The following is a 15652-nucleotide window of genomic DNA, read 5'->3' on the forward strand; positions in this document are numbered from 1 at the left end:
GTTGGGAACTTTTACGAACCGAATCGATGAGCCCGGCGTTGCGCCCAATAGGCCACGCGCGTCCAGAGCCGAGCGCTTCTGGAATGTCCAGCCTCACGCTGCGCGGACGCCGATTGCAGCATATCCCGTATTCGTTCTCTGGCGAGTTCTTCATTCATCAACATGGTGATGGGCTCCTTGTTGCACAGTGTGGTGAATGCGACAAATCGGGCATTGTTGCGGATCTCGCTCCGATGCGACGTTCCATGGTCGATGGTGAGCGTGGTGGTCATGCCGCACTCCGTTGTCCGGCCGGCTGCGCCGCCTGCGCCGCCTGCGTTGCCGGTGATGCCTGCGAGACCGTGGGTACGACAGGGTGCTTGCGCGGACGTCCTCGCGGCCTCTTCCTCGCCACAACCGCGCCTCGCTCGAAGATCTCGCCGCCCCACACCCCCCAGGGCTCCCGGCGGGCGAGTGCGCCCGCCAGGCAGGATGCCCGCACCGGACAGTCCCCGCACAGATACTTCGCCCGCTCGAGATCCGCCGGAGCTTCGGCGAACCACAGGTCCGCCTCCCCCGAACGGCACGGCAGATCGGTTTCCGGCGTAGTGACCGAGTCGAGCAACTCGGCCACGCCAGTCGTACCGGCGTTGTCGTCGGTCAGCGCCTTCTCCGACGCGAAGGCGGTCGCCGATGGCATTCGTTCTCTCCCTTGTGTTGTTGTGCGCTACTTGATTCAGCCGGTCTCCAGACCGAGACAGCACAAAGGCCGCGGATCCGGAGTACGGTTCCGCGGCCTTTGTGAGCCTGTTCCACTGACACTCAGGTCAGGGGGCGCGCTCCTGTGGACACAACGGAACCCAGAACTGCTTCGGCAGATCGCCGGTCATACGAAGGGCTGCCGAGCAGATTGCTTCGGCACCGCCGACGACGGCAGAGAAAGCGGGCGCAGCGCCGACGCGCACACCCGTCCCCTGGCTCTGCTGCGCGTACCGCGACACGACGAGGTGTCGGCGCTCACGGATGACGTGACCGATCGGGGACAGCAGAGTGCCGACAATGCCGTTCGTCTGGTTGAGCGTCATCACTGGCACCTCCTCTCGCTGTCCGCGGCTCTCCGTACGCAACGGTGGCCGAGATCGCACAATATTCACCCAGTGCTTGCAGGTTATTGCCCGGACCGGCCCTGCGGCAACTTATTTTCCGGAAAGTTCCCCAGATTCTCGGGAAGTTGCCCTGACCAGCGCTTTCACGCCGACGTCTGGTCAGCGACCGGGGACGTCCTCGGTGAGGAGCGTGAGGACGTCCTCACCGAACCGCTCGACCTTGGTCGCACCGATGCCGGAGATCGACACAAGGCCACGCACGTCGGCAGGACGTTGCTCGGCGATGGCGACGAGTGTGGCGTCGGTGAACACGACGAAGGCGGGGACGCCAAGCTCTCTGGCCTTTTCCCCGCGCCACTGCCTGAGCCGTTCGAGGAGTTCCTCGTCCACATCGGAGGGGCAGTCGGCGCAACGGCCGAGCTTCACCTCCACTGTGGAGTTGAGCGCACGGCCACAAACCCGGCAGACCGCTCGCGAACCCGCGCGATGCCGCGCAGGACGGCGGACACTCCGTGCGGCGTCCTCCTCAGGAACGAGGCCGTGAAGGAAGCGGCTGCGCCTGCGATGTGGCCTGCCACCTGGAGTGCGGGACAGCGACCAGCTGAGCGCCAGATGTTCCCTCGCCCGTGTCACACCGACGTAGAACAGCCTGCGCTCCTCCTCGACCGCATCGTCCGTGGTGGCGTGCTGGATCGGCACGGTGCCATCCGCGAGGCCGACAAGGAAGACCGCGTCCCATTCGAGCCCCTTGGCCGCGTGGAGAGAAGCCAACGTCACGCCGTCTACCTCGGGAGGATGCTGGCTCGCTGCGCGCTGCTCCAACTCGGCGACGTAGCGCGCCAAAGCCGGCCGCTCGTCCGTGGAGATCGCACGGAACTCGGGCTCGAGATCCTGTGCGAGTTCGTGAAGTGCCTGCAAGCCACTCCAACGCTCGCGAGCAGCGCCGCCGGTTGGTTGCCTCGGGCTCCACCCGAGCTGGGAGAGGATTTGCCCCACCATCGTGGGCAGGTCGGTGGCCGAGGCTCCGGTCTGCGCCGCCGCGGCGGTGCGCAACGCCGTCATCGCCTGCCGGACCTCTTGCCGCGCGAAGAAGCGTTCACCGCCTCGGATCTGGTAGGGCACTCCGGCGTCGGCCAGCGCGCGCTCGTACGTCTCCGACTGTGCGTTGACCCGGAAGAGCACAGCGATCTCACCGGCGGGTACTCCGGCACCGACGAGGTCGCGAACCTTGCGGGCCACAGCAGCGGCCTCTGTGGGCTCGTCGTCGTACTCGGCGAACGTCGGTCTCGGTCCGTCGGGCCGTTGTCCGACGAGACGCAGCCGGGCGCCGGCCGGGCGCCCGCGTGCTCCGCTGATGACTCGGTTGGCGAGCTCCACCACCTGCGGAGTCGATCGGTAGTCGCGCTCGAGCCGGACCACCGTGGCGTCCGGGTATTTCCGGGTGAAGTCGAGCAGCGGGCGCGGAGAAGCACCACCGAAAGAGTAGATCGTCTGGTTGACGTCGCCGACGACCGTGACGTCGTCACGACCGCCGAGCCAGGCTTGCAGCAACCGCTGCTGCGCGGGCGTGATGTCCTGGTACTCGTCCACGACGAAGCAGCGATAGCGGTCGCGGAACTCCTCCGCCACCCCCCGGTGCTCCTCCAGCGCCGCCGTGGTGTGCAGGAGAAGGTCGTCGAAGTCGAGCAGCCGCCGGTCGTTCTTGAGCTCCTCGTAGGTCCGGTAGGCCTCCGCGACCCGCTCGGCAGGGTGCCCGATGTCGCGTCGTCGCGCCAGCGCCACAGACGGGTAGTCGTCCGGCCCGACCAGGCAGGCCTTGGCCCATTCGATCTCGCCCGCGAGGTCACGCAGCACTTCCGTCTCGGTCGGCATCCCGAGTTTGCCGGCAGCGAGCCCGACCAGTCGGAGCTTGTTGTTGTCGATCAAGTCCCAGTGTTCACCGCCGACGACCCGGGGCCAGAAGTACCGCAGCTGGCGAAGCGCGGCGGCGTGGAACGTGCGTGCCTGGGCTCCATCGACCCCGAGCTGCCGCAGGCGCGCCCGAAGTTCTCCCGCGGCCCGCGCGGTGAAGGTGACCGCCAGTACCTGACCTGCGGCAACGTGCCCCTGCCGCACGAGGTACGCGATACGCCGGGTGATCGTGCGGGTCTTTCCGGTGCCGGCGCCCGCGAGCACACATACGGGGCCTCGAGGGGCACTCGCAGCCGCGCGCTGTTCCGGATCGAGACCGTCGAGTGGGTCCCGCAATCGGGAAGAGCGTTGTGCGCTGGCCACTCCCGCATCCTCGCAGAGGGGACCGAGCGCCCTGCGCCCACCCGGGCGCCCGTATCCTGGGGAATTATGGCGGGAAAGCAGGACAAAGAGGCTGCCAAGCAGGCCAAGCGAGAGAAGCGTGCCGCGAGTAAGGCCAGGCGGGCACAGATCTTCCAGGCGTTCTCGATGCAACGCAAAGAAGACAAGGCCCTCATCCCCTGGATGCTCGGGTCGTTCCTGGTCGTGGCCGGGCTCGTGTTCGGCCTCGGATGGCTCATGGGCATCGAGTGGTGGCTGCTGCCGATCGGGATCATGCTCGGTCTGCTCGCCGCCATGATCATCTTTGGTCGGCGCGTACAGAAGACCGTCTTCACCAAGGCCGAGGGGCAGCCAGGTGCTGCCGCGTGGGCTCTCGACAACCTCCGTGGCCGCTGGCGCGTCACCCAGACGGTCGCCGCCACGACACAACTCGACGCCGTTCACAGGGTGCTCGGCGGGCCGGGGATCATTCTGGTGGCCGAGGGCGCACCGCACCGCGTGAAGACCCTGATGTCGCAGGAGAAGAAGCGCATCGCACGCCTCGTCGGTGAGACACCGATCTACGACGTCATCGTGGGTACCGACGAAGGTCAGGTGCCGCTGCGAAAGTTGCAGAGCCACATGATGAAGCTGCCCCGCAACCTCAGGCCCCGCGACATCGATGTGCTCGAAACCAAGCTCGCGGCACTCGGAAACCGCGGTGCCGCCCTGCCGAAGGGCCCCATGCCGCAGGGCGCGAAGATGCGCAACGTTCAGCGCACCATCCGTCGGCGCTGACGCTCGTCAGCCCGTCGCCGTGGCGGCACGCCGCCGGGTCATCGCATCGTCACCACGACGGTGTTGGTGAGGCGGTCGTGCCAGCCGCGATTGTCGGCGTTGCGCACGGCTGCTGGGACGATGAAGAAGGTCAGCACACACCGCAGGGCGGCCCGCCACAGTCCGACGACCGCCGCGCCGTCCAACCGCGCCACGCGGATCCCCGTCAGCGCCATGCCTGGCGTGAACCCGAAGAATGTCACCGGGACGACCGTGATGACCGTCCAGGTCACGAGAGCCCAGAGGTTGTGTTCCTGCATTGCTGCCAGGTCGGAGTAGTCCGGGCGGGTGAAAATCGCCGTCAGCAGGGAGGCGAGGACCAGGTCCCCCAGTAGCGCGAGGAAGCGCCGCCCCGTCCCCGCGACGGCGCGCGGCCCGCGCTGGGGAAGGCCGAGACGCTCACCCGGCCACCGAGGGGGCTCTTGTGTCGTCGCCCCGCCGGACGAGAGAGTCTGCAACCATTCGCCGGTCCATCGTGCCACTCTTCCAGAGTATTCGGAGTGCGCAGGCCGCTTCCGGCCTGGTCGGCTCGCCTGTGTCACCACGGCACAACCAGCCAGTTAACGTCCGCGAAACATCGAGGTGACGGTCGGGCAACACCGCGGTCGTAACGTGGGTAAACGAGAGTACTGCCGCCCGCACCGACCATGAAGGAGTCACCGAGCGTGTCCACTACTCCAGACGAGGTCCTACGTCTGATCGCGGACGAGGACGTCCAGTTTGTCGATGTGAGGTTCTGTGACCTGCCGGGCGTGATGCAGCACTTCACCGTACCCGCATCGGCGTTCGACGCGGAGGCGTTCGAAGAGGGCCTTGCGTTCGACGGGTCGTCGGTCCGCGGCTTCCAGTCGATTCACGAATCGGACATGCTGTTGCTGCCCGATCCCGCGACGGCTCGGATCGACCCGTTCCGCAAGCACAAGACGTTGTCGCTGAACTTCTTCGTGCACGACCCCTTCACGCGGGAGCCCTACAGCCGCGACCCTCGCAACATCGCGAGGAAGGCCGAGCAGTACATCGGGGAATCCGGTATCGCCGATACCGCCTTCTTCGGCCCCGAGGCGGAGTTCTACCTCTTCGACTCGGTGCGGTTCGACTCCTCCGAGCACGCGACGTTCCACGAGATCGACTCGATCGAGGGCTGGTGGAACACCGGGCGCGAGGAGGAAGGCGGGAACAAGGGTTACAAGACCAAGTTCAAGGGCGGCTACTTCCCCGTGCCGCCGGTGGACCACCTGGCCGACCTTCGAGACGACATCTCGCAGCAACTCGTCGAGTCGGGTTTCGTACTAGAACGGGCACACCACGAGGTGGGCACCGCAGGCCAGACCGAGATCAATTATCGGTTCAACACACTGCTGCACGCGGCCGACGACCTTCAACTGTTCAAGTACATCGTCAAGAACACGGCGTTCGCCGCAGGCAAGACCGCGACGTTCATGCCGAAGCCGCTTTTCGGTGACAACGGGTCAGGCATGCACTGCCACCAGTCGCTGTGGAAGGACGGCGAGCCGCTGTTCTACGACGAGTCCGGCTACGCGGGCCTTTCGGACATGGCCCGCCACTACATCGGTGGCATCCTGGCGCACGCGCCGAGCCTGCTGGCGTTCACGAACCCCACCGTCAACTCCTATCACCGCCTGGTTCCTGGCTACGAGGCGCCGGTGAGCCTGGTGTACTCGCAGCGCAACCGCTCCGCATGCGTCCGCATCCCGATCACGGGAAGCAACGCCAAGGCCAAGCGCATCGAGTTCCGGTGCCCTGACTCGTCCGGTAACCCGTACCTGGCGTTCGCCGCGATGGTGATGGCAGGGCTCGACGGCATCAAGAACAAGATCGAGCCGCCGGACCCCATCGACAAGGACCTCTACGAGCTTCCTCCTGAGGAGGCCAGGGACGTCAAGCTCGTTCCGACCGACCTGGGCACAGTGCTCGACACGTTGGAGACCGACCACGACTTCCTTCTCGAGGGCGGCGTCTTCACCCCCGACGTGATCGAGACCTGGATCGCGTTCAAGCGGGAGCACGAGATCGACCCACTGCGACTTCGCCCGCACCCCTACGAGTTCGCCCTGTACTACGACGTGTGATCCACCCGCATCGGACGGCCCATCGGCATTCACGCCGCCGGGCCGTCCGTGTTCAACCGCCGAGGTTCGCCGCGCCGAACATGGCTCCGAACACGGCGTGTGCCGCCTGTTCCGGGTCGTTGCCGATGCTCTCCGGAAACGCTCCACTCAACCACAAGTGCGCGAACCCGTGAGCACACGACCACGCAGTGAGGGCGATCGCCCTGTCGGATTCTCCGGACGCGGTGTCAGGGGTGAGTGTTCGTGCGCCCTCGCTCAGCACGGCACGGGCGCGGTCGCGTCCCGCGACCACCGCCGGGTCGTTCACGCGATAGAGGTCCGGGCGGAACATCACCGTGAAGTGGGCGGGGTTCTCCAGCGCGAAGCGCACGTAGGCGACACCGACCTGGCGGAAGTCGTGCGACTGACGTTCGAGGGTGTCGGCGAACATCGCGTATCCCTCTGCTGCGACAGCGGTGAGTACTCCAGTCTTGTCACCGAAGTGGTGCGCCGGAGCTGCGTGAGAGACGTTGGCGCGCCGTGCGAGTTCACGAAGACTCCACGCGGTCGGCCCGTGCTCGGTGATCGCGTGGAGCGCGGCGTCGAGAAGGGCGCGCCTCAGATTGCCATGGTGGTAGCCCGAAGAGCCGATCGTCCGTCACCTCCGAAATCTTGACGTTGACAAGTTACCGTATCTCCTGGCATCTTTCCATCGTCAAGATTGGAGCTGTTGTGGTACCTCTCTTCGCACTCCTCGGCGGCTTTGCCGCGTTCCGGCTGATCGGTGTGGCCGGTGTGGACGTCCTCGACAGCTGGCAGCCCGCCCTACGCGCCGCGCTGGCCCTGATGCTGCTCTTCACGGCGATCCCGCACTTCCTGCCTGGATGGCGTGACGACATGGCGGCCATGATTCCGCCTGGCCTGCCGTATCCCCGGATTCTGGTGGCTGTGACCGGGGTGCTGGAGCTGGCCTGCGCCGCAGCCCTGCTCATTCCGCCACTCGCCAGGTGGGCGGCGCTCGGGCTCGCGGCGCTCATGCTGGCCATGTTCCCAGCGAACGTGTCCGCGGCCCGGCGCAAACTCACGCTCGGCGGCAAACCTGTGACACCGCTGCCGCTGCGCACGGCAATACAGGTGATCTTCGTCGCTGCGGCCGTCGCCGCGGCCTTCTGACCAGCGACTCCGGGCGACCTTGTCAGCGTCTTCGAGGCTCTGGACCGATTCGTGTAGCCCGCACATCGCGCCTGCTGTCGGGCGGCTCCGGCTCAGCGAGCCGGACTCCTCAGGCTATTGAGCCGTCCCGCAGAACAGGTCGATGTCGAGTCCCGCCTCAGCCATGCGTTCACGAGGCTGCGCCACGAGCTTGCGCAGTGTCAGATCCATGAGACCCAGGGTGCAGCGGATGTCGGCCGAGAGTGTGCCATCGAGCTTGACGATCTCGTTGGTCATCCAGAACACCTTGCCGTCGCCGAACGAGGCGCGGCAGCTCACGTCCACCTCGTCACCCGAGCGCAGTTCCCTGCGGTAGACGATGTGCGACTCCAGAAGCACGGGAGCCATGCCCAGCTCGGCGAGACCGCTGTCGATGCCCCCGGCCTTCTCGAACAACTCCAGTCTGGCGACCTCGCCGTACTGGTGATAGACGGCGTGGTTGACGTGTCCGAGACTGTCGAGTTCGTAATGCCGCACCTTGATCCGGGTGCGAAACGGCTCCTGCTCACTCACGCGCCCACGATAAGCCGCCCACGTCACCGCCGTCCCCCGGCGGTGACGATCACGACTCGTAGAAAAGGCGCTGGACAACGGCATGAGCGCGTCGTGTCACCCGACGGTAACGGTCGAGGAACTCACCGGGGTCGTCATCGGCGGAGAGACCGAACGCGCGCGCCACGGCCGCGAGCTCCCGGCCCGACGCGGGAAGCTGGTCGGACGGCTTTCCCTTGACGAGCATGGTGACGTTGCGTGCTCGCGTGGCCAGCTCCCACGCCCGGATAAGCGCCTCCACGTCGTCGCGGTCGGCGATTCCCTCAGCGGCGAGCGTGCGCAGCGCCATCGAGGTCGAGGTGGTGCGCAGGCCGGGGATCCGGTGTGCGTACCGCAGCTGCATCAGCTGGGCCGTCCACTCGACGTCCGCGAGCCCACCGCGACCGAGTTTCGTGTGGACGGTCGGGTCGGCTCCCTTGGGGAGACGCTCGGTCTCGACCCTCGCCTTGATACGGCGGACCTCCCGTATCTCCGCCGCGTCCAGGCCACCCTCCGGATACCGGAAGGGGTCCACGGCCGCGAGGAACCGATCACCGAGTTCGGCGTCCCCCGCCACGACCCGGCCGCGCAGCAGGGCCTGCGCTTCCCACACCTGTCCCCACCGCGCGTAGTACGCACGGTAGGAATCCACTGTGCGCACCAGCGGTCCGCTTCGTCCCTCGGGACGGAGATCGGTATCCACGACCAGCGGGGGGTCCTGGCTCGGTGCGCCGAGCGCCGAACGCACCGACTCGGCGACGGAGGTCGCGAACCGCACGGCCTCGGAATCGTTCGCACCTCCCACCGGCTCGCACACGAACAGCACGTCGGCGTCCGAGCCGTATCCGAGTTCCTCCCCGCCGAGTCTGCCCATACCGATCACGGTGATGCGCGCCCGCTCACCCCCCGCCTCGTCGGCGCGAGCCCGGACGGCTGCCGCCAGCGTGGCCTGCAACACCGCCGTCCACACCGACGACAGTGCGAGACACACCGAATTCACGTCGAGCAGTCCGAGCAGGTCGGCACAGGCGACTCGCAGGAGCTCGTGCCTGCGCAGCGATCGGGCAGCCACGACGGTGCCTTCCACACCCGGCTGCCTGCCTGCCGCGGCGCGCAACGACCGCGCCACCTCACCGGGGTCCCGGCCCGCGAGTGCTCTGTCGTCGCTCAGCCGTTGCAGGACCTCAGGCGCGCGCACCAGGAGGTCCGGTATCAGGTTCGACGTGCCGAGCAGCGTGGCGAGCCGTTCGACGACAGCAGCCTCGTCCCGCAGCACCCTGAGATACCACGGGGTCTCAGCCAGTGCTTCCGACACTCGCCGATACGCCAGAAGGCCGCCGTCCGGGTCGGCCGTGTCGGCAAGCAGGTCCAGGAGCACGGGCAGCAACGTCCTCTGAATCGCCGCTCGCCGCGACACCCCCGACGTCAACGCACGGATGTGCCGGAGTGCACCGTCGGGCGCGAGATAACCCAACGCGGACAGTCTGTTCGCCGCCTGCTGAGTGGTCAGCCGCAATGCCGCTGTGGGGACCCTGGACACGGCTTCCAGCAGCGGACGGTAGAACAACTTCTCGTGCAGTCTGCGCACCCGCAGCAGGTGCCTGCGAAACTCGGAGATCAGCACCTCGCTCTCCGGTTTGCCCCGTACTGGCCGCATGGCGCCTGCGCGCGCGAGCCTGCGCAGCTCCTCCGCGTCGCCGGGCTCGGGGAACAGGTGCGTCCGGCGTAGCCCGCGCAGCTGTAGCCGGTGTTCCACCATGCGCAGAAACTCGTACGACTCACGCAATTCGGCCGCGTCCACCCTGCCGACGTAACCGCCCGCGCCCAACGCCTCCAGAGCGTCCAGAGTGGACGGAGCTCGCAGCGTGGTGTCCGCTCGGCCGTGGACGAGCTGCAGCAGTTGCACGGCGAACTCGACGTCCCGCAACCCGCCCTTGCCGAGTTTCAGCTCCCGATCGGCGAGCTCGGCGGGAACGTGTCGCTCGACCCTGCGGCGCATCCGTTGCACATCGGCGACGAAGTCTTCCCTCTCGGCCGCCGACCACACCATGGGTGCGACCAACTCGGCGTAGCGCCGCCCCAGTTCTCTATCGCCTGCCACGGGGCGGGCCTTGAGCAGAGCCTGGAACTCCCACGTCCTGGCCCACCGCGTGTAGTAGGTCTCGTGACTGTCGAGCGAACGAACTAACACTCCGGCCTTGCCTTCCGGCCGCAACGCCGCGTCCACCTCGAAGCAGGCCTGCCCGACGATCCGCATCAGGGATGCTGCCAGCCGTGTGGCGACCGGGATGTCCCCCGCACCGACGAACACGACATCGACATCGCTCACGTAGTTGAGTTCACGCGCACCGCATTTGCCCATCGCGATGACCGCCAAGGTCTCGTCGGCGCTGTGCCCCACCTCCCGCTCGGCCAGCGAGAGCCCTGTGCGCAGCGCCGCCTCGGCCAGCATGGTCAGAGCGCCGGTGATGTCGGTGAGCGACGGCCTGTCCAGTTCCGGTTCCACGACGTGCGCGAGGTCGGACGCCGCGATCTCCAGCAGCAGCCCCCGGTATCCCGATCGCAGTGCCCGCACCGCGGCAGCTCCCGTGAGCTGGGCGCCGTCGGCGGTGACGGCGTCGGCGAGGTGTTGGTCGTAGTCGTTCACAGGGCTCAGCGATACTGCGGCGAGCCGGCGCCACTGGCCCGGTTCAGCGGCGACGAGATCGCCGAGGACCGTGGAGCAGCCGAGCACCGACAACAGCCGCGCTCGGAGGCGCCGGTCGGCGCGCAATCTTTCGTCGAGTTCCGCCCAGCCTGCCTCGTCCCCCGTCCGGACTCGGTCGAGGGTGAGCAGGGCGAGATTCGGGTCAGGGGTGCGCGCGAGTGCGGCCAGCAGTTCACCGGCTCCGGAGTCCGCGCCGGCGTCCGTCCACCATCCTGCGGACCGCAACGCTTCCTGTGCGGCGGGTTCGGTGAAGCCGAAGCGGGCCAACGACGCCGCGGGCCTTGCTGGTTCAGCCATCGGCGATCGGCAGTGACGGCGGTGCCTGCACCGGGGCCAGCCGACCCGCGGCCAGATCGACGAACCGGTGGGCGAAGGGGCGCCAGGTTTCGGCGATGTCGGCATGGACCCGGGTCAACGTCTCGTCATCGAGGGCAGCATGGCGGACAGCCTCGGCCTTCGACCGCGTGTTCGCAGCCCACCGCCGCACAATCTCAGGGGTGGTCTCGATATGGAACTGGATGGCGTACACACGGCGGCCGAGGCGAAACGCCTGGTGCGGGTAGCGCGGTGACGAGGCCAGGAGGACGGCGTTCGGCGGAAGTTGTGCGATCTCGTCGGAATGGAATTGCAGGACGTCCTGCATGAGTGGGAGATCTGCGAAAAGCGGGTCGATCCACGCGGCGTCCTTCTTCGCGACGAGCGCGGGCCCGACCTCGGGGCCGTCGTGCCCAGTGGTCACCCGGCCTCCAGACGCCACGGCCAAGAGTTGAGCACCGAGGCAGACACACAGCGTGGTCCTGTCCTGCTCGACAGCTTGGGTGAGCAGCGTTCGCACACTGGCAAGCCACGGGTGCTTCTCGTCCTGCTCTGCATTCGCGCCGCCACCGAGAACGACGACCGCCTCGTACTCGTCCAGGGATGTCGGCAGAGGGTCGTCCGGCATCATCCGAAGATCGAGCGATGCGCCGGCCTCGGTGAGCCAGTCACCAAGTGGGCCCAGCGGAGCGAACGGGTCCGGCTGAATGACGAGAAGTCGCGGTGCACTCACGCGCCCAGCTTAGAGCCCAAGGTGCCGTGCCCTGTGTTGCTCGCGACATCCGGGCGGCACCTCGCCACGGTGGAGGGCTTTGCGTCTACCTCCAGTAGAGGCGGACGCTCTTCCGCCCTGCTGGACATGGGCCTTCCGCCCGGCTTACCGCACCCAGCGGAAACCGTTTGACCGCCGCTCCTGTCGCCCTTTGGTCGCGTCTCGCGAGTCCGTTTCGCAGAGCTGGTCCACGACGGCATGGAGAACGAACCTCTCGCCGAAACACCGAGCTGCCAGGAGCATGCGACTTCTCTTGACGAACCGGGGTTGCAGCCGAACAGCAAAAAGCCCGCGAGTGTACCCACTCACGGGCGAAGACAAATTGGCATCCGACGCAGTAATAAAGAATGCGGCCGCAGGGTTGGCTTCTTGGTGTGTGATCCGAGCCCTTCACGCCCCCCGGGGCAACGCCCCGCCTCTCTGCCCGTCGTGAGATATAAGACGTCGTGGTAAGTGTGTGGTTCGCACTCGTGGGTTGCGATCTGGGTGGGGGGAGAGAAGGGGCCCCGGAGGGTGCGGTGGGAGATGTGGTCTCGACCTTCCGCTGTTGTTCCGGGGCCCCTTTTCTTTTGTGTGGTTGTGTTCGGCGGTGTCCTACTCTCCCACACCCCTTCGGGTGCAGTACCATCGGCGCTGGTGGGCTTAGCTTCCGGGTTCGGGATGGGTCCGGGCGTTTCCCCTACCGCTATGGCCGCCGTAACGTTGTGAAACAACCATTGTGTGTGGTGTTTCAGAGTTGCAGAGTGGGTGCGTAGCATGTTTGTGGTCAAGCCCTCGGCCGATTAGTACCAGTCCACTCGTAAGCGCATTGCTGCGTGTCCATGTCTGGCCTATCAACCCCATCGTCTTTAGGGGGCCTTACCCACTCGAGGGTGGTGGGAGACCTCATCTTGGAACAGGCTTCCCGCTTAGATGCCTTCAGCGGTTATCCTTTCCGAACGTAGCTAACCAGCCATGCCCCTGGTGGGACAACTGGCATACCAGAGGTTCGTCCGTCCCGGTCCTCTCGTACTAGGGACAGCCTTCCTCAAGTCTCCAACGCGCGCGGCGGATAGGGACCGAACTGTCTCACGACGTTCTAAACCCAGCTCGCGTGCCGCTTTAATGGGCGAACAGCCCAACCCTTGGGACCTACTCCGGCCCCAGGATGCGACGAGCCGACATCGAGGTGCCAAACCATGCCGTCGATATGGACTCTTGGGCAAGATCAGCCTGTTATCCCCGGGGTACCTTTTATCCGTTGAGCGACACCCCTTCCACCAGGTGGTGCCGGATCACTAGTCCCTGCTTTCGCACCTGCTCGACCTGTCGGTCTCACAGTCAAGCTCCCTTGTGCACTTACACTCAACACCTGATTGCCAACCAGGCTGAGGGAACCTTTGGGCGCCTCCGTTACTCTTTGGGAGGCAACCGCCCCAGTTAAACTACCCACCAGGCACTGTCCCTGAACCGGCTCACGGTCCGAGGTTAGATTCCCAATCCGGCCAGAGTGGTATTTCAACGTTGACTCCACAACCACTGGCGTGGCTGTTTCACAGTCTCCCACCTATCCTACACAAGCCGAACCGAAAACCAATACCAAGCTATAGTAAAGGTCCCGGGGTCTTTCCGTCCTGCCGCGCGAAACGAGCATCTTTACTCGTAGTGCAATTTCGCCGGGCCTGTGGTTGAGACAGCCGGAAAGTCGTTACGCCATTCGTGCAGGTCGGAACTTACCCGACAAGGAATTTCGCTACCTTAGGATGGTTATAGTTACCACCGCCGTTTACTGGCGCTTAAATTCTCAGCTTCACCCCCACAAGGAGGGTTAACCGGTCCTCTTAACGTTCCAGCACCGGGCAGGCGTCAGTCCATATACATCGACTTACGTCTTCGCATGGACCTGTGTTTTTAATAAACAGTCGCTTTCCGCTGGTCTCTGCGGCCAACCCACCCCAGCCCGCGAAGGGGCTTCAGGTGTTTTGGCCCCCCTTCTCCCGAAGTTACGGGGGCAATTTGCCGAGTTCCTTAACCACAGTTCACCCGATCGCCTTGGTATTCTCTACCTGACCACCTGTGTCGGTTTGGGGTACGGGCCACGCGCGCACTCGCTAGAGGCTTTTCTCGGCAGCAGAGGATCACCCTACTTCGCCACAACGGCTATGCATCACGCCTCACCCTCGTCATTCAAGACAGCCCGACGGATTTGCCTATCGGGCGGGCCACACGCTTACACCAGTATTACCACTGACTGGCGGGGCTACCTTCCTGCGTCACCCCATCGCTTGGCTACTACAAGCTCAGGTCCCACGCACCCCAACACCACGTCCCCGAAGGGACACCAGTGCAGGGCGGGTGGTTAGTCTCACCTGCCTCGCCAGGGACGCACACACGCGGGTACGGGAATATCAACCCGTTGTCCATCGACTACGCCTGTCGGCCTCGCCTTAGGTCCCGACTTACCCTGGGCGGAACAACCTGGCCCAGGAACCCTTGGTCATCCGGCGGCAGAGATTCTCACTCTGCATTCGCTACTCATGCCTGCATTCTCACTCCCACACCCTCCACAACTCGGTCACCCGGCTGCTTCCCTGGATGCAGGACGCTCCCCCTACCCATCCACACGACTGCACCCACACCCCCGAAGAGGCGCGGGCGGATCACACATGTGAATGACACAGCTTCGGCGGTGTGCTTAAGCCCCGCTACATTGTCGGCGCAGAACCACTTGACCAGTGAGCTATTACGCACTCTTTCAAGGATGGCTGCTTCTAAGCCAACCTCCTGGTTGTCTCAGCGACTCCACATCCTTTCCCACTGAGCACACACTTAGGGGCCTTAGCTGGTGTTCTGGGCTGTTTCCCTCTCGACGACGAAGCTTATCCCCCGCCGTCTCACTGCCGCGCTCTCACACACCTGTATTCGGAGTTTGGTTGACTTCGGTAAGCCGGTAAGCCCCCTAGGCCATCCAGTAGCTCTACCCCAGATGTGAAACACACGACGCTGCACCTAAATGCATTTCGGGGAGAACCAGCTATCACGGAGTTTGATTGGCCTTTCACCCCTACCCACAGCTCATCCCCCAGGTTTTCAACCCTGGTGGGTTCGGGCCTCCACGCCGTCTTACCGGCGCTTCACCCTGGCCATGGGTAGATCACTCCGCTTCGGGTCTAGACCACGCGACTACGGACGCCCTGTTCAGACTCGCTTTCGCTCCGGCTACCCCACACGGGTTAACCTCGCCACGCAGCACTAACTCGCAGGCTCATTCTTCAAAAGGCACGCCATCACCCCTACAGGGCTCTGACGGCTTGCAGGCACACGGTTTCAGGTACTCTTTCACTCCCCTCCCGGGGTACTTTTCATCTTTCCCTCACGGTACTTGTCCGCTATCGGTCACCAGGAAGTATTTAGGCTTACCGGGTGGTCCCGGCAGATTCACAGCGAATTCCACGAGCTCGCTGCTACTCGGGAACACCACCAAGACAATGCCATGCGGTTTTCGCGTACGGGACTCTCACCCACTCCGGTCACGCATCCCAACGTGTTCCACTAACCACACACACCATCCCCAGCAGTGTCAGCTACTGGACAGTGGCTCCCACAACACCGCACACACAACACCTGACAGTTTCACCATGCGCACGGTTTAGCCTCTTCCGCTTTCGCTCGCCACTACTCACGGAATCACGGTTGTTTTCTCTTCCTGCGGGTACTGAGATGTTTCACTTCCCCGCGTTCCCTCCACACCGGCTATAGATTCACCGGCGGGTGACACCCCATCACGGGTGCCGGGTTTCCCCATTCGGACACCCTCGGATCACAGCTCGGTTGGCAGCTCCCCGAGGCTTATCGCAGCCTCCCACGTCCTTCA

General features: G+C 65.2%; 12 protein-coding genes and 2 rRNA genes (1 of these 14 cut by a window edge). 3 read left to right on the plus strand and 11 right to left on the minus strand.

Annotation, left to right across the window (positions count from 1 at the left end):
* Positions 1-11: 11 nt before the first annotated feature.
* The 4 genes from SACXIDRAFT_RS22270 to SACXIDRAFT_RS06020 form a co-directional block, all read right to left on the minus strand.
* Positions 12-272 (minus strand): hypothetical protein, encoded by a 261-nt coding sequence (locus SACXIDRAFT_RS22270; protein WP_006237614.1) that lies wholly within the window; start codon positions 270-272, stop codon positions 12-14.
* The gene (locus SACXIDRAFT_RS06010) at positions 269-679 is read right to left on the minus strand and encodes a WhiB family transcriptional regulator (RefSeq protein WP_006237615.1); all 411 of its coding nucleotides are present in this window, start codon (positions 677-679) and stop codon (positions 269-271) included. The genes SACXIDRAFT_RS22270 and SACXIDRAFT_RS06010 overlap by 4 nt, the downstream gene beginning before the upstream one ends.
* 127 nt (positions 680-806) lie before the next feature.
* A complete protein-coding gene (locus SACXIDRAFT_RS06015) occupies positions 807-1064 on the minus strand; it encodes a hypothetical protein (protein WP_006237616.1) in 258 nt (85 codons plus the stop codon).
* A gap of 180 nt (positions 1065-1244) precedes the next feature.
* On the minus strand, positions 1245-3359 hold the full coding sequence (locus SACXIDRAFT_RS06020; RefSeq protein WP_006237617.1) for an ATP-dependent DNA helicase UvrD2: 2115 nt from the start codon (positions 3357-3359) through the stop codon (positions 1245-1247).
* A 66-nt stretch (positions 3360-3425) separates the two neighbouring features.
* Here SACXIDRAFT_RS06020 and SACXIDRAFT_RS06025 point away from each other — a divergent pair, with 66 nt between their 5' ends.
* Positions 3426-4154, plus strand: a complete 729-nt coding sequence (locus tag SACXIDRAFT_RS06025) for a DUF4191 domain-containing protein (protein ID WP_006237618.1) — start codon at positions 3426-3428, stop codon at positions 4152-4154.
* 38 nt (positions 4155-4192) lie between these two features.
* Here the strand turns inward: SACXIDRAFT_RS06025 and SACXIDRAFT_RS06030 are convergent, their stop codons facing one another.
* On the minus strand, positions 4193-4675 hold the full coding sequence (locus SACXIDRAFT_RS06030) for an RDD family protein (protein WP_040922064.1): 483 nt from the start codon (positions 4673-4675) through the stop codon (positions 4193-4195).
* Between the two features lie 183 nt (positions 4676-4858).
* Between SACXIDRAFT_RS06030 and glnA the strand changes: the two genes are divergently transcribed.
* Positions 4859-6283 carry a type I glutamate--ammonia ligase gene (gene glnA, locus SACXIDRAFT_RS06035; protein WP_006237620.1) on the plus strand — a complete coding sequence of 475 codons (1425 nt, stop codon included), beginning with the start codon at positions 4859-4861 and terminating at the stop codon, positions 6281-6283.
* A 52-nt stretch (positions 6284-6335) separates the two neighbouring features.
* Here glnA and SACXIDRAFT_RS06040 read toward each other — a convergent pair whose 3' ends face one another.
* A complete protein-coding gene (locus tag SACXIDRAFT_RS06040; protein WP_006237621.1) occupies positions 6336-6914 on the minus strand; it encodes a TetR/AcrR family transcriptional regulator in 579 nt (192 codons plus the stop codon).
* A gap of 80 nt (positions 6915-6994) precedes the next feature.
* On the opposite strand from SACXIDRAFT_RS06040, the gene SACXIDRAFT_RS06045 reads away from it, so the two are divergent.
* Positions 6995-7435 carry a DoxX-related protein gene (locus tag SACXIDRAFT_RS06045; protein WP_006237622.1) on the plus strand — a complete coding sequence of 147 codons (441 nt, stop codon included), beginning with the start codon at positions 6995-6997 and terminating at the stop codon, positions 7433-7435.
* Positions 7436-7549: 114 nt separating this feature from the next.
* Here the strand turns inward: SACXIDRAFT_RS06045 and SACXIDRAFT_RS06050 are convergent, their stop codons facing one another.
* The 5 genes from SACXIDRAFT_RS06050 to SACXIDRAFT_RS06070 form a co-directional block, all read right to left on the minus strand.
* Positions 7550-7987 carry an acyl-CoA thioesterase gene (locus SACXIDRAFT_RS06050; RefSeq protein ID WP_040922065.1) on the minus strand — a complete coding sequence of 146 codons (438 nt, stop codon included), beginning with the start codon at positions 7985-7987 and terminating at the stop codon, positions 7550-7552.
* A 49-nt stretch (positions 7988-8036) separates the two neighbouring features.
* Positions 8037-11009, minus strand: coding sequence for a bifunctional [glutamine synthetase] adenylyltransferase/[glutamine synthetase]-adenylyl-L-tyrosine phosphorylase (locus tag SACXIDRAFT_RS06055; RefSeq protein ID WP_040922066.1), 2973 nt, complete (start codon positions 11007-11009; stop codon positions 8037-8039).
* Complete coding sequence (locus tag SACXIDRAFT_RS06060; RefSeq protein WP_006237625.1) at positions 11002-11760, minus strand: type 1 glutamine amidotransferase; 759 nt, start codon at positions 11758-11760, stop codon at positions 11002-11004. The genes SACXIDRAFT_RS06055 and SACXIDRAFT_RS06060 overlap by 8 nt, the downstream gene beginning before the upstream one ends.
* 620 nt (positions 11761-12380) lie before the next feature.
* A 5S ribosomal RNA gene (gene rrf / locus SACXIDRAFT_RS06065) occupies positions 12381-12498 on the minus strand.
* 63 nt (positions 12499-12561) lie between these two features.
* A 23S ribosomal RNA gene (locus tag SACXIDRAFT_RS06070) occupies positions 12562-15652 on the minus strand (it continues 49 nt past the right edge of the window).

The organism is Saccharomonospora xinjiangensis XJ-54 (assembly GCF_000258175.1).
GTDB lineage: Bacteria > Actinomycetota > Actinomycetes > Mycobacteriales > Pseudonocardiaceae > Saccharomonospora > Saccharomonospora xinjiangensis.